General features: G+C 45.9%; 22 protein-coding genes. 13 read left to right on the top strand and 9 right to left on the bottom strand.

The window, feature by feature from the left end; translation table 11 throughout:
• The first annotated feature begins 11 nt into the window (after positions 1 to 11).
• The 4 genes from P2W84_RS10785 to P2W84_RS10770 all read left to right on the top strand — a co-directional run bounded on the left by P2W84_RS10785 (position 12) and on the right by P2W84_RS10770 (position 3,854).
• Positions 12 to 422, top strand: a complete 411-nt coding sequence (locus P2W84_RS10785) for an OsmC family protein (RefSeq protein ID WP_276090145.1) — start codon at positions 12 to 14, stop codon at positions 420 to 422.
• A gap of 131 nt (positions 423 to 553) precedes the next feature.
• Positions 554 to 1,588 carry a glutamate 5-kinase gene (proB, locus tag P2W84_RS10780; RefSeq protein ID WP_276090144.1) on the top strand — a complete coding sequence of 345 codons (1,035 nt, stop codon included), beginning with the start codon at positions 554 to 556 and terminating at the stop codon, positions 1,586 to 1,588.
• A 2-nt stretch (positions 1,589 to 1,590) separates the two neighbouring features.
• Positions 1,591 to 2,838: a glutamate-5-semialdehyde dehydrogenase gene (locus P2W84_RS10775; RefSeq protein ID WP_276090143.1), complete on the top strand. Its 1,248-nt coding sequence runs from the start codon at positions 1,591 to 1,593 to the stop codon at positions 2,836 to 2,838.
• A complete protein-coding gene (locus tag P2W84_RS10770; RefSeq protein ID WP_276090142.1) occupies positions 2,835 to 3,854 on the top strand; it encodes a LacI family DNA-binding transcriptional regulator in 1,020 nt (339 codons plus the stop codon). The genes P2W84_RS10775 and P2W84_RS10770 overlap by 4 nt, the downstream gene beginning before the upstream one ends.
• An 11-nt stretch (positions 3,855 to 3,865) precedes the next feature.
• Here the strand turns inward: P2W84_RS10770 and P2W84_RS10765 are convergent, their stop codons facing one another.
• A complete protein-coding gene (locus P2W84_RS10765; RefSeq protein ID WP_276090141.1) occupies positions 3,866 to 5,599 on the bottom strand; it encodes a phospho-sugar mutase in 1,734 nt (577 codons plus the stop codon).
• Positions 5,600 to 5,747: 148 nt separating this feature from the next.
• On the opposite strand from P2W84_RS10765, the gene P2W84_RS10760 reads away from it, so the two are divergent.
• Positions 5,748 to 7,061, top strand: a complete 1,314-nt coding sequence (locus tag P2W84_RS10760) for an aspartate kinase (RefSeq protein ID WP_276090140.1) — start codon at positions 5,748 to 5,750, stop codon at positions 7,059 to 7,061.
• A 5-nt stretch (positions 7,062 to 7,066) separates the two neighbouring features.
• On the opposite strand, the gene P2W84_RS10755 is transcribed toward P2W84_RS10760, so the two are convergent.
• The gene (locus P2W84_RS10755; RefSeq protein ID WP_276090139.1) at positions 7,067 to 7,243 is read right to left on the bottom strand and encodes a hypothetical protein; all 177 of its coding nucleotides are present in this window, start codon (positions 7,241 to 7,243) and stop codon (positions 7,067 to 7,069) included.
• Here P2W84_RS10755 and lysA point away from each other — a divergent pair.
• Positions 7,242 to 8,408, top strand: a complete 1,167-nt coding sequence (gene lysA / locus P2W84_RS10750) for a diaminopimelate decarboxylase (RefSeq protein ID WP_276090138.1) — start codon at positions 7,242 to 7,244, stop codon at positions 8,406 to 8,408. The genes P2W84_RS10755 and lysA overlap by 2 nt on opposite strands.
• A gap of 11 nt (positions 8,409 to 8,419) precedes the next feature.
• On the opposite strand, the gene P2W84_RS10745 is transcribed toward lysA, so the two are convergent.
• Positions 8,420 to 8,800 carry an SRPBCC domain-containing protein gene (locus P2W84_RS10745; protein WP_276090137.1) on the bottom strand — a complete coding sequence of 127 codons (381 nt, stop codon included), beginning with the start codon at positions 8,798 to 8,800 and terminating at the stop codon, positions 8,420 to 8,422.
• An 11-nt stretch (positions 8,801 to 8,811) separates the two neighbouring features.
• Entirely contained in the window at positions 8,812 to 10,002 is a 1,191-nt protein-coding gene (locus tag P2W84_RS10740; protein WP_276090136.1) for an acyl-CoA dehydrogenase family protein, read from the bottom strand.
• Between the two features lie 76 nt (positions 10,003 to 10,078).
• Between P2W84_RS10740 and P2W84_RS10735 the strand changes: the two genes are divergently transcribed.
• Positions 10,079 to 10,456, top strand: coding sequence for a dihydroneopterin aldolase (locus tag P2W84_RS10735; RefSeq protein WP_276090135.1), 378 nt, complete (start codon positions 10,079 to 10,081; stop codon positions 10,454 to 10,456).
• Between the two features lie 72 nt (positions 10,457 to 10,528).
• Positions 10,529 to 11,926: an FAD-linked oxidase C-terminal domain-containing protein gene (locus P2W84_RS10730; protein WP_276090134.1), complete on the top strand. Its 1,398-nt coding sequence runs from the start codon at positions 10,529 to 10,531 to the stop codon at positions 11,924 to 11,926.
• Positions 11,927 to 11,974: 48 nt separating this feature from the next.
• On the opposite strand, the gene P2W84_RS10725 is transcribed toward P2W84_RS10730, so the two are convergent.
• Positions 11,975 to 12,466, bottom strand: a complete 492-nt coding sequence (locus P2W84_RS10725) for a thioesterase family protein (RefSeq protein ID WP_346348959.1) — start codon at positions 12,464 to 12,466, stop codon at positions 11,975 to 11,977.
• A gap of 75 nt (positions 12,467 to 12,541) precedes the next feature.
• On the opposite strand from P2W84_RS10725, the gene P2W84_RS10720 reads away from it, so the two are divergent.
• Entirely contained in the window at positions 12,542 to 12,976 is a 435-nt protein-coding gene (locus tag P2W84_RS10720; RefSeq protein ID WP_276090133.1) for an Hsp20/alpha crystallin family protein, read from the top strand.
• Between the two features lie 162 nt (positions 12,977 to 13,138).
• On the opposite strand, the gene P2W84_RS10715 is transcribed toward P2W84_RS10720, so the two are convergent.
• From P2W84_RS10715 to P2W84_RS10705, 3 genes are all read right to left on the bottom strand, one after another.
• The gene (locus P2W84_RS10715) at positions 13,139 to 14,530 is read right to left on the bottom strand and encodes an arginine decarboxylase (protein ID WP_276090132.1); all 1,392 of its coding nucleotides are present in this window, start codon (positions 14,528 to 14,530) and stop codon (positions 13,139 to 13,141) included.
• 94 nt (positions 14,531 to 14,624) lie between these two features.
• A complete protein-coding gene (locus P2W84_RS10710) occupies positions 14,625 to 15,536 on the bottom strand; it encodes an arginine deiminase-related protein (protein WP_276090131.1) in 912 nt (303 codons plus the stop codon).
• Between the two features lie 22 nt (positions 15,537 to 15,558).
• Positions 15,559 to 17,001, bottom strand: coding sequence for an arginine deiminase family protein (locus tag P2W84_RS10705; RefSeq protein WP_276090130.1), 1,443 nt, complete (start codon positions 16,999 to 17,001; stop codon positions 15,559 to 15,561).
• 60 nt (positions 17,002 to 17,061) lie between these two features.
• On the opposite strand from P2W84_RS10705, the gene argS reads away from it, so the two are divergent.
• From argS to P2W84_RS10690, 3 genes are read left to right on the top strand one after another with little or no spacing between them, the layout of a single operon-like run.
• A complete protein-coding gene (gene argS / locus P2W84_RS10700; protein WP_276090129.1) occupies positions 17,062 to 18,828 on the top strand; it encodes an arginine--tRNA ligase in 1,767 nt (588 codons plus the stop codon).
• A gap of 37 nt (positions 18,829 to 18,865) precedes the next feature.
• A complete protein-coding gene (locus P2W84_RS10695) occupies positions 18,866 to 19,765 on the top strand; it encodes a pirin family protein (RefSeq protein WP_276090128.1) in 900 nt (299 codons plus the stop codon).
• Positions 19,752 to 20,141, top strand: coding sequence for an OsmC family protein (locus tag P2W84_RS10690; protein ID WP_276090127.1), 390 nt, complete (start codon positions 19,752 to 19,754; stop codon positions 20,139 to 20,141). The genes P2W84_RS10695 and P2W84_RS10690 overlap by 14 nt, the downstream gene beginning before the upstream one ends.
• Before the next feature lie 15 nt (positions 20,142 to 20,156).
• Here P2W84_RS10690 and mnmE read toward each other — a convergent pair whose 3' ends face one another.
• Positions 20,157 to 21,527, bottom strand: coding sequence for a tRNA uridine-5-carboxymethylaminomethyl(34) synthesis GTPase MnmE (gene mnmE, locus P2W84_RS10685; protein ID WP_276090691.1), 1,371 nt, complete (start codon positions 21,525 to 21,527; stop codon positions 20,157 to 20,159).
• Positions 21,528 to 21,617: 90 nt separating this feature from the next.
• On the opposite strand from mnmE, the gene P2W84_RS10680 reads away from it, so the two are divergent.
• A complete protein-coding gene (locus tag P2W84_RS10680; RefSeq protein WP_276090126.1) occupies positions 21,618 to 22,751 on the top strand; it encodes an AI-2E family transporter in 1,134 nt (377 codons plus the stop codon).
• Positions 22,752 to 22,789 lie beyond the last annotated feature (38 nt).

The following is a 22,789-nucleotide window of genomic DNA, read 5'->3' as shown; positions in this document are numbered from 1 at the left end:
CCTATAAAATTATGAAACGCAATGCGACAGCCGTTTGGAATGGCACAATTAAGGAAGGTTCAGGTCATCTGACTACGGACAGCAAGGTACTGGACAGTACGCAGTATTCTTTTAACAGCAGGTTTGCGGAAGGTATCGGCACCAATCCTGAGGAACTGATGGCTGCTGCCCACGCGGGATGCTTTACAATGAAACTGAGCCTGGACCTGACTGAAGCTGGTTTTAACCCGACTTCCCTGGAGACAAAGGGTACAGTGACGATCGATAACGGTGTGATCACCAGCTCGCATTTGTCTCTGAAAGCAGATATTCCGGGTATCGATGAGGAAAAGTTCCAGGAGATTGCTGCCGGTGCAAAGGCGAACTGCCCGGTAAGCAAGGCTTACAACGTAGACATTCAGCTGGAGGCTACACTGGCATAGATACCTGAATCATTTTTGAATCCTCCTGCGGCAACCGGCAGGGGGATTTTTTTTGGCTGTTATATACACTGAACGCCGTATTTTATCTATTTTCGGGATCTTTAATAAATTAAATCTACAATACAGGATAAATGGGCAAGTCAATACTTGTTTTGAAGCTGGGTTCAGCCTCAATTACCACGGCTAAAGGTGAAATTGATGAAAGGATTATCGCAGACATTACCAGACAGGTGGCCTTGCTGGCGAAGGACCATCACCTGATCCTGGTTTCTTCGGGTGCTGTTGCAGCGGGAAAGAAATATATCGGAAACTATAAGGGGAAGATCAGTGAGCGGAAAGCGGCTGCAGCTATCGGGAATCCTTTGCTGCTTGGTGTTTATGCCAGGCATTTTGAACAATATGGGGTATCGATTGCGCAAAGCCTTTGCGAGCGGCAGCATTTTTCCAACAGAACGCAGTTTCTTCAGTTGAAGGAGACTTATGAGGAGCTTTGGAAAAATGGGGTGATCCCCATCGCCAATGAAAATGACGTGGTGAGTAACCTGGAGCTGAAGTTTTCTGATAATGATGAGCTGGCGACTTTACTGGGTGTAGGTTTTGGTGCTTCACAGATACTTCTGGGTACTTCTGTGCCAGGGGTGCTGGATGCAGATGGCCGGATAGTTCCGAAGATCGCATCGATCAATAAGGATGTATTTTCACTGGCCAGCAAGAAGACTTCGGAGGTTGGTCTTGGCGGAATGACTTCTAAGCTGACATTTGCCAACCTGGCTTCTACTATGGGCATTAAGGTGATGATCTTTGGGGTAAGGACCGAGGATGGCATATTGAAGGCGGCTAAGGGGGAAACGGGAACGGAATGTTCGCCAAAGGCCTGTTCAGTTTCTGCGCGCAACAAGTGGCTGGCCAGCGGCAGTCTGGTAACAGGTCGCCTGATGGTGGATGAGGGCGCTAAAGAGGCTGTCAGAAAACGGAGGAGCCTGCTTGCTGTTGGCGTGAAGTCGGTGATCACGGATTTTGCAGACGGTGAGATTTTTGAGATTACGGATACTGATGGAAATATCATCGCAGTAGCGATGGCCAAAACTGCTTCAGCATCGATCACACAAAATGGAAGACAGCATAATCTGGAGATTGCAAATGCAAGCGATATTGTGATATTATAATTATGGAAGATATTCAACATATAATGCTAAGGGCACAGCGGGCGAAAAAGTCGGTTGCCGTTCTGAGCGACGAGGATAAAGCAGCGGTACTGCGCCGCCTGGCAGACGTGATCGTTGCCAATACAGAGCAGATCATCACGGAAAACAGGAAGGATCTGGCGAGGATGGAAACGACCGATCCTAAATATGACCGCCTGCTGCTCAATGCGGAGCGGATTGCGGGCCTGGCACAGGGACTTGAAGAGGTCGCGGCCTTACCTGATCCGACACATGCCTTGCTTTCTTCCAGAATGATGCCGAACGGCTTATTTATCGAGAAAAAGACAGTGCCCCTGGGCGTCGTGGGGGTGATCTACGAGTCCCGGCCAAATGTGACGGTAGATGTGGCCTCGCTTTGTCTCCGTTCAGGAAACGTTTGTTTGCTGAGGGGTGGGCAGGATGCTCAGGATACGAATGCTTTTGTGGTGGGACTCATACAGGAGGTCTTACAGCAGTCGGGGCTGGACCGCAATATTGTGCAGCAGCTCCCTCCCGACCGGAAGTATATCCTGGATATCCTGACTGCGGCGAAATATATTGATGTAATCATTCCGAGGGGATCGGAACAGCTGATCACATTTGTCAGGCAGCATGCGCTGGTTCCGGTAATTGAGACGGGCGCAGGCGTATGTCATACTTATATAGAGCGGACAGCAAAACTGGACAATGCGGCAATAGTAGTTACCAATGCGAAGGTGTCCCGTCCCTCTGTATGCAATTCATTGGATACGGTTTTAGTTGACCGTGCTGTGGCGAAGCCGTTTCTGGAGCGGCTGGCCCCATTGCTGCATCCCTACAACGTGGAAATATTTGCAGATGAAGAAGGGTATACGATACTTGAAGACTTGAAATATCCTTTATTGCAAAGGGCGAAGCCTGAAGATTACGGACGGGAATTCCTGGATTTTAAGTGTTCGGTAAAAGTAGTGGATGGCCTGGATGAGGCGTTGGATCATATTGCTGAGTTCTCTTCCAAACATTCGGAGGCGATCCTTACAGAGGATAGTGAAAAGGCAGAGATTTTTCTCAATCAGGTGGATGCTGCGGCTGTATACCAGAATGCTTCTACAAGGTTTACGGACGGACAGGTATTTGGTCTTGGTGCGGAGATCGGCATTTCTACCCAGAAGCTCCATGCGCGCGGACCCTTTGCACTGGAGAAGCTGGTAACGGAAAAGTGGGTCATCAGGGGAGAGGGACAGATAAGATGAAGCCATTTTCAATAAAGGATATCGCCACCAGGGCAAATGTATCGATTACTACGGTGTCATTTATCCTGAATGGTAAGGCTGAAAAGATGCGTATCAGCAAGAGTGTAATTGAAAGGGTTCAGGGTATTATTAAGGAACTGGATTTTGTACCTAACCAGGTGGCGCGCAGTTTGCGGACCGGTGATACCAAGACAATTGGTCTGATTGTCGAGGATATTTCCAACCCATTTTTCAGTAGTATTGCCAGACGCATAGAGGATAAAGCCTATAAGAAAGGTTATAAGATCAGTTATTCGAGTACGGAAAATGATCCGCTGAAAGCGAAGGAGCTGATCGAGATGTTCAAGTCCCGTCAGGTAGATGCCTATATCATTGCGCCGGTGCCCGGAATTGAAGAGGACATCAGGCAGTTGATGTCTGAGCATATACCAGTTGTGATTTTTGACAGGAATCTTCCCGAGATGGAAGTGAATTCAGTTGTAGTGGATAACTTTAACGGTACATATATAGCAACTAAACACCTGCTGGACAAGGGTAAACGGAAGATTGCTTTCGTAACGGTGGACGTACATGTGGACCAGATGAACAACCGTTTTCTTGGTTATGAAAAAGCGCTGAAGGATAAAGGGTTAACGGTTGACAAGAAGATTTATGTCGAGGTGCCTTTTAACAGTACGGATAAGGATACATGTGACTACCTTGTCGATCTCTTTGAAAAGAACCCGGATATTGACGCAGTACTATTCTCGACAAATTATCTGGCGATTAAGGGACTGGGGGTATTAAGGGAGACCGGAAGGGAAATGGGGAAGGATTTTACCATTGTCTCATATGATGATCACGATGTTTTCAGGTTACATACGCCACCGATCAGTGTAGTGGACCAGCCGATAGAAGAGATTGCAGAGCAGATCATCGATATTGTATTACGGGAGCTGACCATAGGAGATAAGGGACGAAAAGGCGATAGAGAAGTAAGTAAAGTCACCCTGCAACCTCATTTTATAGAGAGATAAGTGATTTAGGGTTAAACCCCTAAATCACTTATAATGGTTTTAACCTTGGCACTGAGGGCGCTGTCGGTCGACTTAAAGCTGGTTTTATCTTTTAGCGGTGTATTTACGCTGCAATAAAACTTGATCTTTGGTTCGGTACCGGACGGCCTTGCTGAAATGATACTACCGTCTTCTGTAATGAACTGTAATACATCTGATTTAGGCAATTCCAGTGGTTTTTTCTCACCTGTAGCCAAATCGGTCTCTGTGCGCAGTTCATAATCTTTCAGGGTAGCGATCTTTGAGCCGCCGAGCGTAGCAGGAGGATTGTTCCTGAATTTCTCCATCAGGGCCTTGATCTCTTCTGCGCCTGTTTTGCCTTTCTTAGTGATGGATACCAGTTCTTCTTTGTAAAAGCCGTATTTCACATACATGTCCTGCAGGGCATCAAACAGACTGCTGCCTTTGTCTTTATAGAATGCGGTCATTTCCGCAATGAATGCACAGGAAACGACTGCGTCTTTATCGCGTACCAGCTCACCGATCAGGTAACCATAGCTTTCCTCGCCACCACCAATAAAGGTTTGTTTGCCTTGTAGCTGTGTCATGAGTGCACCAATCCATTTGAAGCCGGTCAGCGTATTGTAGCAGGTGACTTTTTTGTCCGCAGCGATGGCGTCGATGAGGTTAGAAGTCACGATGGTTTTTACGATATATTGTTCACCGTTGAGCTTGCCGTTTTCTTCCCATGCGCTGAGCAGGTAGTTAATAAGCAGGCTTCCGGTCTGGTTGCCATTCAGCAGTACAAATTCGCCATCACTGTTTTTTACGGCGATGCCTACACGGTCTGCATCGGGGTCTGTTGCCAGCACAAGGTCTGCATCGATTTCCTCAGCTTTTTTAAGCGCCAGTGTAAGCGCTTCCTTTTCTTCAGGATTGGGATAGACTACAGTGGGGAAGTTGCCGTCGGGTGTACTTTGTTCTTCAACAAGGATTACATTGCCGAAGCCGAATTTTTCAAGTGCGCCAGGTACCAGGGTAATGCCGGTGCCATGGATCGGTGAGTAGACGATCTTCAGGTCCTTCTGGCGGGCAATGGCCTCAGGGGATACGGAAAGCTCGGCGATCTTGTTGAGGTAAAGTTCGTCGATGTCTTTGCCGATGAATTCTATATTGGCGTCTATGCGGCCAAATTTTACTTCTTCTATGCTTTTGATTTTCGCCACTTCGTCCATGACCAGTTTATCGTCGGGAGAGGTGAACTGCCCGCCATCGGCACCGTATGCTTTATAGCCGTTGTATTCTTTGGGGTTATGGGATGCGGTGAGCATAACGCCGCTTTTGCAGCCGAGTTCACGTACGGCAAAAGAAAGCTCGGGAGTAGGTCTGAGCGCTTCGAAGAAATAAACGTGGATACCGTTGGCGGAGAATACGTCTGCGGTTACTCCGGCAAAGTAATCGGAGTTGTTCCGGCTGTCGTGCGCAATGGCGACCTTAATCTTTTCGCCCGGATACTTAGCCAGCAGGTAATTGCTGAGGCCCTGGGTAGCAGTGCCTATGGTATATTTGTTGATCCTGTTTGAACCTGGGCCCATAATGCCGCGCAATCCCCCGGTACCAAACTCTAGGTCCCTGTAAAATGAGTCAGTGAGTTCGGTGAAGGCCTCTTTTTCCAGCAATTGCCTGATCTGTTCTTTGGTGTCCTGATCATAACTGCCGTTCAGCCATTTGTCGATGGTGTTCTGGGTTGTCGCGTCTAGTTGCATACGAGAATATTTTTATTTAATTTCACGGCCTAATATAAGCATAAGGCCTATTTTACTGAAATTTATTAACCTGTAAAAATTAAACGATCCACAAGGCGGTAGGTATATTGACCGTCGCCGCGCGGTGGAGCAACTGATTTACAAAAAAATGAAGATATTAAAGTTTGGAGGAACTTCCGTAGGAAGCCCTGAGCGGATGAAGAAACTGCTGGATATCATTAACCCGGCGGAAGAGCAGATCGTAGTGTTGTCGGCGGTGTCCGGTACTACCAATAGTTTAGTCGAGATCTCAGCCAAACTTTTAAAGGAAGATAAACAGACTGCACTGACCCTGATCAGTGCATTACATGAAAAATACAATGCTTTTGTGTCGGAATTGCTGGCCGAGGGTGAGTTCAGGACACAGGGGCAGGAAGTGGTGGATTACCATTTTAATTTCCTGGTGTCGTTATCCAATGATCTTTTCACACCGGTGGAAGAAAAAGTGGTGCTGGCACAGGGAGAGCTGCTCTCCACTACGCTTTATCATATTTACCTGAAATCGATCGGTATTCCTTCGGTATTGTTGCCGGCACTGGATTTTATGAAGACCGATGAGGACAACGAACCGGATATCCCTTTTACTTCGGCTCATCTGAAACCGTTACTGGAGCAGCACGCCGGTAATAAGCTTTTTATTACCCAGGGTTATATCTGCAGGAACAGTTTCGGAGAGGTAGATAACCTGAGAAGGGGCGGCAGTGATTACACAGCTTCGTTGCTGGGTGCTGCGATACTGGCCGAAGAAGTACAGATATGGACTGATATCGACGGAATGCACAATAATGATCCCAGGATCGTGAAGGGAACCAAGCCGATTGCACAGCTTTCATTTGATGAGGCAGCCGAGCTGGCTTATTTCGGGGCTAAAATACTTCACCCGCAGTCGGTATTTCCTGCACAGAGGTATAAGATACCGGTACGCTTGCTGAACACGATGGAGCCACAGGCTGCAGGTACGCTGATCTCTGTGGAAAGTGAGAAAGGGAAAATAAAATCTATCGCTGCAAAGGATGGTATAACGGCCATAAAAATACAGTCGAGCCGTATGCTGCTGGCGTATGGTTTCCTGCGCAGGGTTTTTGAAATCTTTGAGCGTTACCGTACACCGATAGACATGATCACGACTTCTGAAGTAGCAGTGTCCCTGACTATTGATGAGACTGGGAACCTGGACAAGATCATAGAGGAACTTCATGCATTTGGCAGTGTGGAGGTAGATGCCAACCAATCTATCGTTTGCGTAGTCGGCGATTTCAGTGCTTCAAAGCATGGTTTTGCAGCGAGGGTTTTGGACGCGATCAAGCACATCCCGCTACGCATGATCTCTTATGGTGGCAGTGATTATAACATTTCGCTGCTGATCGGCTCAGACGATAAGAATGAGGCGCTGAAGAGTTTGCATAACCGTCTGTTTGACTAAAGTGTTCAGCGTTTCCTGACCCAGATCAGGATCCCGATGAAAATAAAGATGAGTACGAAGAGGAGCCTGGATCTTCTGTTATACTCGCTGTTGGTGAGCCTGCCTTTCTGATAATCAAAGTAATTGCCGAAATGGATCAGGCCGATAATCAGTAAAAAGAATACAATAAGAAACTTAAACATGTTTTTTTCTACTCAAAATATTACCCGTTTCGCTAAGCTGGAAACACCTTTCTATTACTATGATCTTGATTTGCTGCAGCAGACGCTGGAACGCTGTGCCGGCGCCGCTAAGGTATATAATTTTCATGTGCATTATGCAATGAAGGCCAATTTCAATACAAGGGTGCTGGAGCGTATACGCGAGGCTGGTTTAGGGGCCGATTGTGTAAGTGGTGGTGAGGTGGCGAGAGCTGTTGATTCGGGTTTTGCTAACGGGCAGGTTGTTTTCGCCGGTGTGGGCAAATCGGACAAGGAGATCAATGCTGCGCTTGATCTGGATATTTTTTGCTTCAATGTGGAATCCATCCAGGAACTGGAAGTGATCAATGAGCTGGCAGCCGCAAGAGGCAGAAAGGCAAGGGTCGCGATCAGGATCAATCCTAATGTGGATGCACATACGCACCATAATATCACAACAGGGCTTGATGAGAATAAGTTCGGGATCAATTCCTGGGACCTGCCTGTATGTGCGGATATGCTAAAGCGTTGCCCTGCGCTGGAATTTGTAGGTATCCATTTTCATATCGGCTCCCAGATCACGAACCTTGATGTTTACAAAAACCTTTGCGTAAGGGTCAATGAATTTGCAACCTGGTTCGAGGAACGTGGTTTTGTAGTTAAGGTGCTCAATGTGGGCGGTGGCCTGGGTATAGATTACCACAATCCGGAGGGACAGATACCGGATTTTGAGGCTTATTTCAAAATATTCCATGATTTTCTTTCGGTAAGACCGAACCAGGAGGTACATTTTGAACTGGGCCGTGCGCTGGTGGGCCAGTGTGCTGCCATGGTAAGCCGTGTGCTGTATGTGAAGAACGGAAAGAAGAAGAACTTCGTGGTGCTGGATGCGGGAATGACAGAACTGATGAGGCCTGCGCTCTACCAGGCTTACCACCAGATCGAAAACCTGAGCAGGGTTGATGCGGGTGGCACGTCGGTTAAATATGATGTGGTAGGCCCGATATGTGAAAGTACGGATTGTTTCGGAAAGGAAGTTGAACTGCCGGAGTCTAAAAGGGGAGACCTGATCGCTTTGCGAAGCACGGGTGCTTATGGTGAAGTTATGGCATCGAAATACAACCTGCGTGACGAGATCAGGTCTGTTTATAGTGATGAAGTTCAGTAAGTATATGTTTACTACTCTTCAAAAAAATCGATCAGTCCCCCCAGATAATACTCCTGTATGCCTTCGGTAAAGTCTGCGTAGTCTTCGTCGGGGATATTGGTCTGTACAAATTCCAGTGAAGTGCCCTTCTTGTCGGTATGTAATTTAATCGTAACGACAGAGCGTTCTTCCCGGTTGCCGAAATACCATTCCTGTACGATTTTTTTACCATAGTCGAATTCCAGGTTGCGTCCACTGATGTCACCGTCCCAGAACGAGAACTCGGTATCGGGCTCCTCTGTAAATTCTGCCTCAGCGCCTGTCCATAATTTGATGCTTTGTTCCTTGGTCAGCGCCCAGTAGACTTCTTCGGGCGGGGCAGGGATATAAGTATATTTTTTAAACGTTTTCATGTTGTTTACATTTATTTGAATGCATTGATACCGGTAATGTCCATTCCGGTGATCAGCAGGTGGATGTCGTGTGTGCCTTCATAGGTAACCACCGATTCCAGGTTCATCATATGTCGCATAATAGGGAAATCACCAGTAATACCCATACCACCCAGTACCTGCCGGGCATTGCGGGCTACATTAAGTGCAGTTTCCACACTGTTCCTTTTGGCCATAGAGATTTGTTCAGCGGTAGCGCGGTTTTCGTTTTTAAGCATGCCCAGCCTCCATACCATCAATTGTGCTTTGGTGATCTCTGTGATCATTTCTGCCAGTTTCTTTTGCTGTAACTGGAAACCGGCGATCGGCTTGTCGAACTGGATGCGCTCTCTGGCATACCTCAAGGCGGTGTCATAACAATCCATAGCGGCACCGAGCGCACCCCAGGCAATGCCATAACGGGCCTGGTTGAGGCAGCTGAGCGGGCCTTTAAGGCCTCTGATCTCCGGAAATACATTTTCCCTGGGGACCTCTACATGATCAAAAACAAGTTCTCCGGTAGCTGAAGCCCGAAGGCTCCATTTGTTGTGGGTTTCCGGGGTGGAGAAGCCCTTCATGCCACGCTCCAGTACCAATCCTCTTATTTTTCCGCTTTCATCTTTTGCCCAGATAACAGCGATGTCTGCAAAGGGTGCGTTCGATATCCACATTTTGGAGCCGTTCAGCACATAATGGCTGCCATTGTCCCTGATGTTGCAGGTCATTCCTGCGGGGTCAGAGCCGTGATCGGGTTCGGTAAGTCCGAAGCAGCCCATCAGTTCTCCAGCTGCGAGTTTGGGAAGGTAACGGCGGCGTTGCGCTTCTGTGCCATAAGTAAATATCGGGTACATGACCAGGGAACCTTGTACAGATGCCGTGGAACGTATGCCTGAGTCGCCCCGTTCGATCTCCTGCATCAGAATGCCGTAGGCGATATAGTCGAGTCCGGCACCGCCATACTCGACAGGTATGGTAGGGCCGAAGGCGCCGATACCGGCTAATCCTTTGATCAGCTGTTTGGGAAATTCAGCACGTTGCGCGTGTTCTTCTATGATGGGAGAAATTTCTTTCTTTACCCATTCTCTTGCAGCCGACCTGACCAGTTTGTGCTCTTCGGTCAGCAATTCGTCCAGAAGGTAATAGTCCGGAGCTTCGTAAAGGTCTTTTTTCACAGATTTATTCATTGTTTCCGCTATATTTGGCCGGAACTACTGCGGCTGTTGTCAAAGTTAGTTAAGATCAGCAATTTACCGAATATCAATGAAACCGAACGAACAATATATCCAGACCGTTGCATTAAAAGACGTTAAGTGCTTTGCCTATCATGGTTATTATCCTGAAGAGCAACTCACAGGGATTTATTTCCTGGTAGATGTAACGGTTACCTTTACATCCCATGATGATACTGAAAATATTGACCGTACAGTAAATTATGAGCTGATCAATACAATCATCCTGGAAGAAATGCAGCGTACGCAAAAAATGCTGGAAACCGTGGTCAGAAACATTCTTAACCGCCTGATTGCTAAATATCCCTTTCTGCATACTGCCGTTGCGGGGATAAAGAAACTTAATCCTCCGATGCCAGGAGAGATTGGGCATTCATTTGTGCAACTGGCTTACCAAGCTGCTTCTTAATCATTCACCTAAATTTCATTTCCCTCAAAAAGGTGCAGATCTGTAACCTGCAAATAACCAAATAGGACCAATATGAATTATTGTAAAATTAGCCCTGAACTACTTGAACAACTCATTGAAATCGCCGGTGCTGAAAATGTATTGACTGATAAAGAGTCGCTTGGCAACTATGCGCATGATGAAACGGAAGATCTGCATTATTATCCTGAAGTAGTGGTAAAGCCTGCAGATACCGCGACAATTGCCACATTGCTTAAATTCTGTAACAAATATCTGGTGCCGTTGACTCCCAGAGGAGGTGGTACCGGACTAAGTGGCGGTGCGTTACCTGTGCATGGCGGTGTTTTGCTTTCTATGGAGCGCTTCAAATCCATCATTGAGATAGACACAGACAACCTGCAGGCTACAGTGGAACCGGGGGTGATCACAGAAGAATTTATTAATGCGGTTGCTGAACATGGCCTGTTGTACCCGGTCGACCCTTCCAGTAAGGGGTCCTGCTTTATAGGGGGGAATGTGGCCCACGGTTCCGGAGGGCCGCGGGTAGTTAAATATGGTACGATCAGGGAATATATTCTTAACCTGGAGGTGGTATTACCAACCGGAGAAGTGATCTGGACAGGTGCAAATACACTTAAATATGCGTCAGGTTATAATCTGACGCAAATGATGATCGGTTCAGAGGGAACTTTGGGTATCGTAACCAAGATCGTCACTAAACTGATCCCTAAATCACAGCACAGCGTATTGATGCTGGCCTCCTTTGGTGAGAATGAGCAGGCCTGCGCAGCAGTGTCTGCGATTTTCAGGGCCGGGGTAACGCCGTCTGCTCTGGAGTTCATGGAACGCAAAGGGGTGGAGTGGGTGATCAGGTATGACGATATCCGTTTTGACCTGAAAGATGATGCAAATGCATTTCTGCTCATTGAATTCGATGGCGACGATATGGACATGATATTTAAAGACTGCGAGAAGGTAAATACTGTACTGGAGGAGTTTGACTGCAGCGATGTCTTGTTCGCGGATACAGCCCAGCAGAAAGAAGATCTCTGGCGCATGCGCCGAACAATGGCAGAGTCCGTAAAGTCGAATTCAGTTTACAAGGAAGAAGATACGGTGGTACCGAGGGCTGCCTTGCCAAAACTGATCAATGGTATTAAAGAGATCGGTTCAAAATATGGCTTCGAAAGCGTATGCTATGGTCATGCAGGCGATGGCAACCTGCACATTAATATCATCAAAGCAGGCATGAGTGATGAAGATTGGAAAAACAAGCTGAAGGACGGCATCCGTGAAGTCTTTGTGCTCACCGCTGCTCTGGGTGGTACGATCTCAGGCGAGCACGGCATCGGTCTTGTGCAAAAGGAATTTATGCCAATTAAATATAGTGAAGTACATCTTAACCTTATGCGGTCCATCAAAAGAGTTTTTGATCCTAACGGGATCCTCAACCCGGGAAAGATCTTTTAGGCTTAGCTTTTAATTAAACCCCGGGTCTACATGCTTTAGCTTTTAGCTTCAGCGCTCAGAAAGCTGCTCGAAGATTTGCATTTTGTTGCGTTCCTGCTCTGGTATCGGGGAAGCCTTCTTTGTAGAATAGTCATAAGCTACACAAACAGTGCTTCCCCTGCTGCAGACCACCTCATGATTGTTAATATGTTTTACCAGTAGGTATTCAAGGTCAAAACTGCTCTTTCCAATCCTTGACGTACGCACATACACGCTGATCTTGTCTTCCAGCTGTATGGGTAAAATATAGTCCAGAGATGCTTTGGCAATAACCACTCCTGTATTTTTCCAGTCCCAGTTAATAGCTTGTTTCCAGTATTTTGCCCTGGCAATTTCCATATAGGTAAAGTAAACTGCGTTGTTAACATGACCCATCATGTCGAAGTCCGAGAAACGCGGTTCTATATTGGTTTTATATTTAAAACTGTCGGTTTGCTGGATAAGTTCTGACTTTTTGTCTTGTTGTCTTGGGTTTTTGCGCCAAATTGTCTTGAATATCATAGAAAATACTGGTGGTATAAGGTTTGAATAGAGGCTAGTATCGAAATTAAAATAAAAATATAAGGAGACTATACAATGACACTAGTAAAATTTAATAACAGACCCAGGAACACTGCACCTTATTTTAACAATGTTTTGGATTCATTGTTTAACGAGGCCATCAATAAAAACCTGACCGTCCATAAGGTACCGGGAGTGAATATTCTGGAAACTAAAAAAGAATATCAAATTGAGATCGCTGCACCAGGTCTGACCAAGGAAGATTTCCAGATCAGCCTTAAAAAGGATACCCTGTCCGTAGGAGCAGAGCGTAAGGCTGCATCCGAAGGGGAAGCAACTAAGGATTATACCCGAAAGGAGTTTGAGTATACCTCATTTAAAAGGTCATTTGTATTGCCGGAAAGTGTTAATCCAGAGAGTATTACTGCTGAATATGTCAACGGTATATTGAATATTGTCATCGCTAAAGACGATGCAAAATCGCAGATAAAGGAAATAAAAGTTTCATAGTAAGTTTGGTTTTTTAGGTTGGAAAAGGGGTGCAGGGATATGCATCCCCTTTTTGCTTTAAGGCCATTCTACTATGGTGTTAAAAAGTGGTCAGGCCGCTTTCCGGGCTGGCAAATAACAGATAAGAAGTGTTTGCTGAAATGGCAGATGCTATTCCTGGCTTCAGGTATAGCCAAGGATCTTTAGTACCTGTTTGCTGTTCTGCTCTTCTCCGAATACTTCAAAGTTGAAGGTCTCGTCGCGGTTACGGCGTATGATGACATGTTTCGGACTTGGCAGCAGGCAATGGTGAATGCCTCCGTATCCGCTAAGTACTTCCTGGTAGGCCCCTGTATTAAAAAAACCCAGGTATTGCACTTTACGGGTCTTCGGCATAAACACACTGTTCATGTGTGCTTCCTGGTTGTAATAATCCTGGCCGTCGCAGGTGATACCACCCAGGTTGACCCGCTCATATTCAGCGTCCCAGTTGTTGATGGGTAATAAGATATATTTCTGGTTCAGTGCCCATACATCCGGCAGGTTAGTAATGAAAGAACCATCCAGCATCAGCCATTTTTCACGGTCATTCTGCTGCTTGCGGCCTAATACCTTGTAGAGGATACCAGATGCTTCGGCTACCGTGTATTTACCAAATTCAGTAATGATATCCGGTTCTACCACATCGTGTTCGGCACAAATTTCCTTAATCCGCTTAACGATCTCATTGACCATGTATTCATAGTCAAAATCAAAGACCAGTGAGTCTTTAAAAGGCATTCCACCACCAATGTCAAGTGTATCCAGCTCCGGGTTTACTTTTTTAAACTTGCAATACAGCGTAACATATTTTTCCAGTTCGTTCCAGTAGTAAGGCGTATCGGATATACCGGAATTGATGAAGAAATGCAATAGTTTAACCCGGAAATTCGGATTGGCCGAAATCTTATTATTATAAAAATCAATTACATCTTCCATGCGTATGCCCAGTCTGGAAGTATAGAACTGAGAATCGGGCTGCTCTTCTGAAGCAATGCGAATGCCCAGGTTGCAGGGCGTATCCAATTCTACCTCATCGTCAAACAGGTTAAATTCTTCCTTATTGTCCAGTACGGGGATGATATTCTTATAGCCGTCATGCAGCATATCAATGATGTACTGCTTATACTGGTAAGTTTTAAAGCCATTACAGATAACTGTAATGTCCTTAGTCAGTGCACCTTTTTTCTCCAGCGCTTCAATCATCGGCATATCGAAAGCAGAAGATGTTTCCAGGTGGATGCCGTTTTTAAGTGCTTCTTCAACGATGTGCTTAAAATGCGAACTTTTGGTGCAATAACAATACTTGTATTCACCGCGGTAATTGTTCTTTAGAATGGCGGTCTGGAAGAGAATCTTAGCCTGCTGTATCTTTTTGGTGACCATGGGCAGGTAAGTGAAACGCAGGGGCGTGCCGTAGGTTTCGATCATTTCCATCAGGTTCAGGTCCTGGAAATATAATTCATCGTCTAACACAGTGAAACCTTCCTGGGGAAAGCCTACACTGAGGTCAAGGAATTCGGAATAACTCTGCATCTATGGTTATTTTTTTGCAAAAATGTAATTTTAAATTGAAAATAGGCCTGCAATAATAATATTTTTAAGGTCAAAATATTTGTTGTCACAAAGATTATCGCTGCTGCAGGTGGATCTCGGCGAGCATGCACCGCGCACTGCCGCCTCCGTTCTTTTCTATGGTATAAAGCGGGCTGCTGATCAGTCTCGCATAATGGCTCAGTTTCGAAACCTGTTCAAAGCTGAGTGAACTTTTTGCCTGCGCTGACAGCACAAGCAAATGTTCGCCCTGGCGGTTCTCTACTTCGAGCATATTTCCGGCGAAATGATTCATTTGATCCATCGTGATGCTGATGATTTCCTTTCCCGTAGCGCTAATGTTTTTCACAAGCAGTTCCCGTTCGGCCTTGTCCTTCACGCAATCCAGGCAGACGACGGCAAATTCACTGCCAACGCACATCATTACATTGGTATGGTAGATCGGAAACCCGTCTGTATCTTCTGCACCAAAAACAACCGCCCTGTAGCCGCTTTTACGACAGAAATCTTTCAGCACTTCCATACTGGTCCTTACCGAAAGACAGGCATAGGCAATCTTATGCTTGCGGTCAAGAACCATGCTACCCGTCCCTTCGAGGTATTGACCCTGTTGTTCATAGGCCGAAAGATCGGTAACAACACCAAGATGGAAGCGCTCACTGAGCGCCTTCAGGATGTCATTTCTCCTTTCCTGCCTTCGGTTTTCCGAAAACATCGGGTATAGGTAAACACCGCCGTCCTGATGAAAGGAAACCCAGTTGTTGGGAAAGAGAGAATCAGGCGTCTCAGGTGTTAAAGTATCGTTGATCACGGTCACATCCACTCCGTTTTCCCTGAGTAAAGCAGCAAAATTGTCAAACTCTTTTAAGGCTTGCTGTTGGATGTCCGGGTTTTCAGAACGCTGCTGGAACTTATTGTTTCCCGCAGTCTGCGGGTTAAATTTAAAGTCAACCGGGCGGATCATTAACAAATGACTGGTTGTCTGCATAGGTTTTTAGGATTAGGGGTGATCATAAGTTATCCCTTAAGATAGGCAGGCTCATACAATGGAAGCCGCCCCTTGCTCTCGACAGCTCCGCGGAAGGCATCAGAATCAGTGTATCTTCGATCTGTTCGGGCTGTACCTTGCCATTTTCCAGGTCTTCCAGCAATTCTTTAACCTTTACAATACTGAAGCCATTGCTCCGGAAAGCTTCAATGGTTTTATCGTTACGGTCATAACCCAGCACGACACCTTCTCTTATGGCAAGCAGGTTGCAGGAATCTGTCCATTGCTCCCGGGCGTCGTATGGAAAAGAACCGTTGCCGCTGTAAATAAAACGGGTAGATTCTTCGCTGTTCAAATCGCTCCTGCTGATGTCATCAAGCAATTGTTCGATGCTGGCGAAACTCTTTGGCTGCTTGTAACCCCGGATAAATTGCAATATCTCCGTCTGGTTTTTCTGTTCAGGCTCAGTAAGGTAGCCGATAGGTTCGTCAGTGCTGGGGGGCTGTGTGCCAGAAATGGAACTTAGCAGCGTCCACACATTGCGTTTCACCTGAGTGAATACGGTATCGATATGCATGAAATCTCGCTTATTGGGAATCTTGACTACGGTAACTTTATCAACTACGTTATTTTCAAAAAGCAATTTAATTGCTTCATTGGCACCGTAAGGTGTAGTTCGTTCGCTGCAGCCGATTAATACATGTCTGGGGCTTACAGTCATCACATCTCCGCCTTCAAGTGTTGTACGGCGATCTTCATCTTCACCGGGCCGCAGAAAATGTTGTGCGGGATCTGGAATCTCCAGGATATTTTCGGCATAGTTGCTGAACATAGGGTGATTGAAGAAAATGTAACGCATTAGCAAAGTCTCCCTGCTGCGTGCTTTTTTGGCCGGTTTGTTCAGCAAGATATGCTGGTTGATTGTAATACCGATATCCCGGGTAAAAATCAGGTTTGGAATAGGCGCAAAGATCATGTGGTCATTTTCCAGACTTCCGGAAATGAATATCTTTGCGAGTTCTGCCGGGTTGGTTGCGACCATCTGCTGCTGCATGCGGTAAGTGCAACCTTCTATCGCGCACACTGCGGCGGCAAGTTTTTTGCGGATGGAATCGTCTTCCAGTATTTCTGACAGTAAGGTTTGTACTTCTATAACTTTATCAGAATGATGAAAATTTTTATGATCAGGCTTAAAAAAGCCCCGGTCACTGGTATCGGAGTCTATATGTTTTAACCTGCCTTTGATTTTTTCCGGATCGAGGAAATACATCAGCAACTTTACATAATAGTCATATTCTTCCCGGCGTATGGTGTCCAGGTGTACAATATCTTCGAATAGCCAATCCTGTGCCTTTGAAGGAACTACTTTGCCCAACCCATTATCGGGACTATGGATGAGTAGCCTGCGCAAGGTACCGATTTCCGTACCTACGCTGACCATATGTTGTTTGTACAATTGGGTCATAATAAGTTTGCAGTTAGGCAAAGCTATTCAAATATTTATTTTTTAGTTAAGTTTGCGTCTATGAATTTTATTGTTTCAGCAGCGGTCAGGGGCATAAAGCATCTCTATAATGAAGAGATAGACGGAAGCCTGATCAGTTTACAGGATACGAGAAAAGAGTTTGAAGGACAGGTCACTATCGTGATATTTCCCATTATAAAGGTATCGAAAAAATCACCGGAGCAAACAGCAAACGAGCTTGGTGCCTATTTGCTGGAGCATGTAGAAGAAGTGAGTGGTTTCAATGTTGTGAAAGGTTTTCTTAACCTGGTCATTGCAGACACTTATTGGCTGAAGCTTTTCAATACCCAACTTCTGCACCCTTCGTTTGGCGTATTTGAGGCCAACGGTAAAAAGGTGATGGTGGAATACTCCTCGCCGAATACCAACAAGCCCCTGCATTTAGGACACGTCAGGAACAACCTTCTTGGCTTTTCGGTAGCGGAACTATTAACTGCAACCGGGCATGAGGTGATAAAGGTAAACCTGGTGAATGATAGGGGGATACATATCTGTAAATCGATGTTGGCCTGGCAGAAATGGGGAAACGGAGAAACACCCGAAAACACTTTGATCAAGGGTGACCACCTGGTCGGTAAATACTATGTCGTATTTGACAGGGAATACAAGAAACAGATCGAGGAAATGAAACTGGAGGGACAGACAGAGGAGGAAGCGAAAAAGAATGCACCGCTGATCAGAGAGGCCCAGGAAATGCTGCAGGCATGGGAGGCAGGTGACCCAGGAGTGATGAACCTGTGGAAGACCATGAATGGCTGGGTATATGATGGTTTCGCAGTTACCTACAAAAACCTCGGTGTCAGTTTCGATAAATATTATTACGAAAGCAATACCTACCTGCTCGGAAAAGATACTGTGGAGGAAGGCCTGGAAAAAGGTGTATTCTTCAAAAAGCCTGACGGATCAGTATGGATAGATCTGACCAGTGACGGTCTGGATCAGAAGCTGGTGCTTCGTGCAGACGGTACCTCGGTATACATTACACAGGACCTGGGGACAGCGCAGATGAAGTATGACGACTTTGGTATGGATGAATCCATTTATGTGGTTGGAAATGAGCAGGACTATCATTTTAAGGTGTTGTTCCTGATCCTTGAAAAGCTGGGCAAAAGTTGGTCGAAGGGCCTTTACCATCTTTCTTATGGTATGGTGGATTTGCCCAGCGGAAAGATGAAGTCCCGTGAAGGTACGGTAGTCGATGCCGATGACCTTATCGCTGAGATGGTGGAAAACGCGAAACAAAAAACTGAGCTGCTTGGCAAGACCAATGATTTTGCAGAAGAAGATAAAGCACTTCTATACCAGCAAATTGGTATGGGGGCGCTCAAATACTTCCTGTTAAAAGTTGAACCGAAGAAACGTCTGTTGTTCGATCCTAAGGAGTCCATCGACTTTCAGGGTAATACAGGACCTTTTATCCAGTATACTTATGCCAGGATAAGGTCTCTGCTTACGAAATCCGGCTTTAACGGTTATGTGCCTGCAGAGGCGACGATCTTGCCGGAAGAACGCGATATGATCCTGCTGCTGCAGAAATATCCTCAGGAACTTTCAGAAGCGGCGCAGGCGCACAGCCCGGCTACACTGGCCAATTACCTTTATGAACTGGCCAAGTTATTCAATAAATTTTATCACGAAATACCAGCTATCATCAGGGAAGAGGATAGCGTACTGCAACAGCACCGTCTGAACCTGTGCGCATTAACTGCCGACGTATTGAAGCGTGGAATGAAGTTGCTGGGTATCGAGGTTCCGGAACGCATGTAGTTGATCAACGGTCCCGGAAATTAACTCAGATAATGGCATGTCAAATATAAAACTCATCATCGAAGAACGGGCGGTTAGCATCGGCAATTTTATGGTTGGCCGTTTATTGCCATTTCGTGAGAAAAGAATGGTCGGACCATTTATTTTCATCGATCATATGGGACCTGTGAGGCTTCTGGAGCGTCAGAGTTTTGATGTATTGCCACATCCGCACATAGGACTTTCTACACTTACCTTTTTATTTGATGGCAGCATTATGCATAGGGATACCCTGGGCAATGCTGTAGAAATAAGACCGGGTGCCGTAAACTGGATGACTGCAGGTAAAGGAATAGTTCATTCCGAAAGGATTCCTGAATACATGCACAACGCAGACCAAATGTTGCATGGCCTGCAAATTTGGGTCGCCTTGCCAAAAGAACTGGAACAGATGGAACCTGAGTTTTTTCATATTGAGGAAACTCAGTTGCCGACATGGACAAACGGAGATGTTAAATTTAAATTGGTTGCCGGGGAGGCACTGAATCATAAATCACCGGTACCGGTCTATAGTAAACTTTTCATGATAGAAATAAAGAGCAATAGCCGGCAGGTTTTAAACATCGGACAAGAACTTTACGGGGAGATTGGTTTATACATTTTAGCGGGCTCAATTGAAAGTGATGGACATATTTATCATCCTAAACAATTATTAGTAGCACGCGAGCCCCATCTTTGTGAGTTTGTGATGGCGGCAGACAGCATTATCTATCTCTTCGGAGGAGAACCATTTGCGGAGCAGCGGTTTATAGACTGGAATTTTGTAGCATCGGATAAAGAACTGATAATGGCGGCTAAGCAAAAATGGATCGATCAGACATTTGATAAAATAGAGGGTGAAACGGAATTTGTACCTTATCCGTCACTTCATAAAAACCTAGACAATGGCAACAATTAACGCGAGCATTAATACAGAGCTCTACAAAATAGAAATTAAATCGCTAACGGGCAATATCGTTATTGCTGACGAGCCTCTGGAAAAAGGAGGGCTGGATAAAGGTCTTTCTCCTAAAGAACTGCTGGCGTCATCGCTTGGTGCATGCACCTGTGCTACCTTACGTATGTATGCCAATCGCAAAGACTGGGATCTTGAAAAGGTAGATGCAGAAATTGAACTTGTTGAAGAACCGGAGCAAACCAGATTTATACGAAAGATACAATTAACGGGAAATCTTACCGGAGAACAACGTACCAGGTTGCTGACTGTTGCCAATGCTTGTCCAATTCATAAAATATTAACACATACGACTATTATTAATACAGAGTTGATTTAGTTTTTTGCTTAAGTGTTATTTACCGATACAAAAGCGACTGAAAATGTTTTCAAGCAGGTCATCTGTGGTTACCCGGCCGGTAATCTCACCGAGATAATGCAAGGCCTGCTTGATGTCCATGGCCAGGAAATCTGAGGTAATGGGATTTCTCAGACCTTCCAGTACTTTATCCAGTGCCGATCGTGTACGCTCCAGCGCTTCCAGATGCCTGATATTGGTCACCATAGTTGCATTGGGAGTGAACTCGTCTCCTACAGCAGTGGTATAAAGTAGCTGTTTCAGCGTATCAATGTGTTGCCGTTCCCTGGCCGATATGGCAATGAACCGGATTTCTTCCGGTAACTTCAGTTCGGCAACCCGGTCATTGTAGGACAGGTCGAGTTTATTGGCTACAGCAATGAATGGTACTTCAGGTCGGTAAAGTTTCTGAATATCCTCTCTAATCTCCTCTGCAGATAAATTAATGAGGTCAAACACATAAACGATCACAGCCGACTGGCTGATCTTCTGCATCGTCTTTTCCACGCCGACAGCTTCAATCGTATCCGTCGCTTCACGGATACCTGCAGTATCGATCAGGCGGAAATTAATGCCGTCTATGTTAAGCAGTTCCTCAATGGTATCACGGGTAGTCCCTGCAATTTCACTCACAATGGCCCTTTCCTCATTGAGCAGGGCATTGAGCAGCGTAGATTTGCCTGCATTCGGCCTCCCCGCGATCACCGTATTGATGCCGCTCTTGATTACGTTCCCCAATTCAAAAGAACGGATCAGCTTGTTCAATACCAGGCCGATCTTGCTGACGAGTCCCTCCAGCTCGCCCCGGTTGGCAAATTCCACATCCTCTTCTGCAAAATCAAGCTCAAGCTCAATCATAGATGCAAAGTGGATCAGCTGTTCACGCAACTCGTTCAATTCATTGCTAAAACCACCCCTTAGCTGGTTCATAGCTACCTGATGCGCTGCTGCAGAATCCGATGAAATGAGGTCTGCAACTGCTTCAGCCTGAGATAGATCTAATCCTCCATTCAGGAATGCCCTAAGTGTAAATTCTCCTGGTTTGGCAGCCGATGCACCTCTCCGGATCAGCAAGGTTATGATCTTCTGGATAATATAACTGGAGCCGTGGCAGGAAATCTCCACTACGTTTTCCTTGGTATAAGATTTAGGGGCGACAAAGAGTGTTACCAGTACCTCATCGATAATGATATCCCTATCCTTGATCAGTCCGAAATGGACGGTATGCGATGGCTGGCTGAGCAGATCCTTTCCGCTGAACACGCTGTTGGTAATGCTGATGGCGTCCTTTCCGGATAGCCTGATCACGCCAATGGCACCTGAACCCGGAGGTGTAGATAAGGCCACTATAGTCTCACTGGTCATCATACCTGCAAAACTAGCCAAACATTTCGTACCTTTTGCTGTTACTCTTGGAATTCAGCAGAGTTTTACCTTTTCATTATCGAACCTGAACAAATGACCAATATGCCGCTTACCGTGAGGAGGTCGATAGAACTTCTCGGTCTCTTTCTTGTCGTTGCCGTTCTGGTGATCGGGCATGACATCATCATGCCGGTTTTAATGGCTTTTTTTATCAGTCTTATGCTGCTGCCGGTATTCCGGTTCCTCAGAAAGCACAAATTTCCTGAAGCTGCAGCCATTATTATACCGATTTTACTGGTTGCCATATTTCTGGGGCTGATTATCTGGTTCTTTTCAGCTCAGGTCGCCTCCCTGGTCAATGATTTTCCGCAGATCAAGCACAATGTAAGTATCCATCTGAATGCCCTTAGCGACTGGTTCAGTAAGATCAGTCATATCTCTACCAAAGAACAGGTGAAGTTCATCAATGAGAAGAGCAATGACCTGTTGGGAATGGCAGGTCAGGCCGCCAGTGGTGCCGCAGTAACGCTGAGTTCGGTATTTGTCTTTGTAGGTCTTCTGCCTATTTATATTTATCTGATGCTTTTTTATAAGGATATCCTGCTCAGGTTCATCTTCATGTGGTTTAAGCCAGATCATCACCCAAGGGTAAAGGATGCGATCTATGAAACGGAGTCCATCATTAAGAACTATCTTGTGGGATTGCTGATCCAGGTTACCTATATGACGATTTTGCTGGGAGGCATCCTGATGGCTTTTGGTATTAAGCATGCGCTGCTTATAGGGGTAATCTTTGCGATCCTCAACCTTATCCCTTATGTAGGTGCGTTGATAGGTAATATCATTGGTGTCCTGCTCACGCTGACTTCATCTACAGAACTCGGTCCAGTCATTACCGTACTTCTGGTCATTGCCTTTGTACAGTTCCTGGATAACAACATATTAATGCCGAGGATTGTAGGCTCCAAGGTAAAGATCAATGCACTGTTTGCCATTCTTGGCGTAATCGTTGGCGGAAGTATCGCCGGCATATCAGGTATGTTTCTTTCTCTGCCGATGATCGCAGTGCTAAAGGTAATTTTTGACCGTACGGATACTTTCAAACAATGGGGCGTACTTCTTGGAGATGAACGTCCTACAGGTAGCCCGATGAAATTTCCTGTTTTCAGGAAGAAAGTACCGGTGGATACTAAGCCGGGAATAGAAAAGACAAAGGAAAAGGACTGATCCTTTTGTATTTTTCCTCCGAAATGTTCTTATCTTAC

This window comes from Pedobacter sp. JY14-1, from assembly GCF_029269825.1.
Classification (GTDB): domain Bacteria; phylum Bacteroidota; class Bacteroidia; order Sphingobacteriales; family Sphingobacteriaceae; genus Pedobacter.
This window is presented reverse-complemented; position numbering and strand designations above follow the sequence as displayed.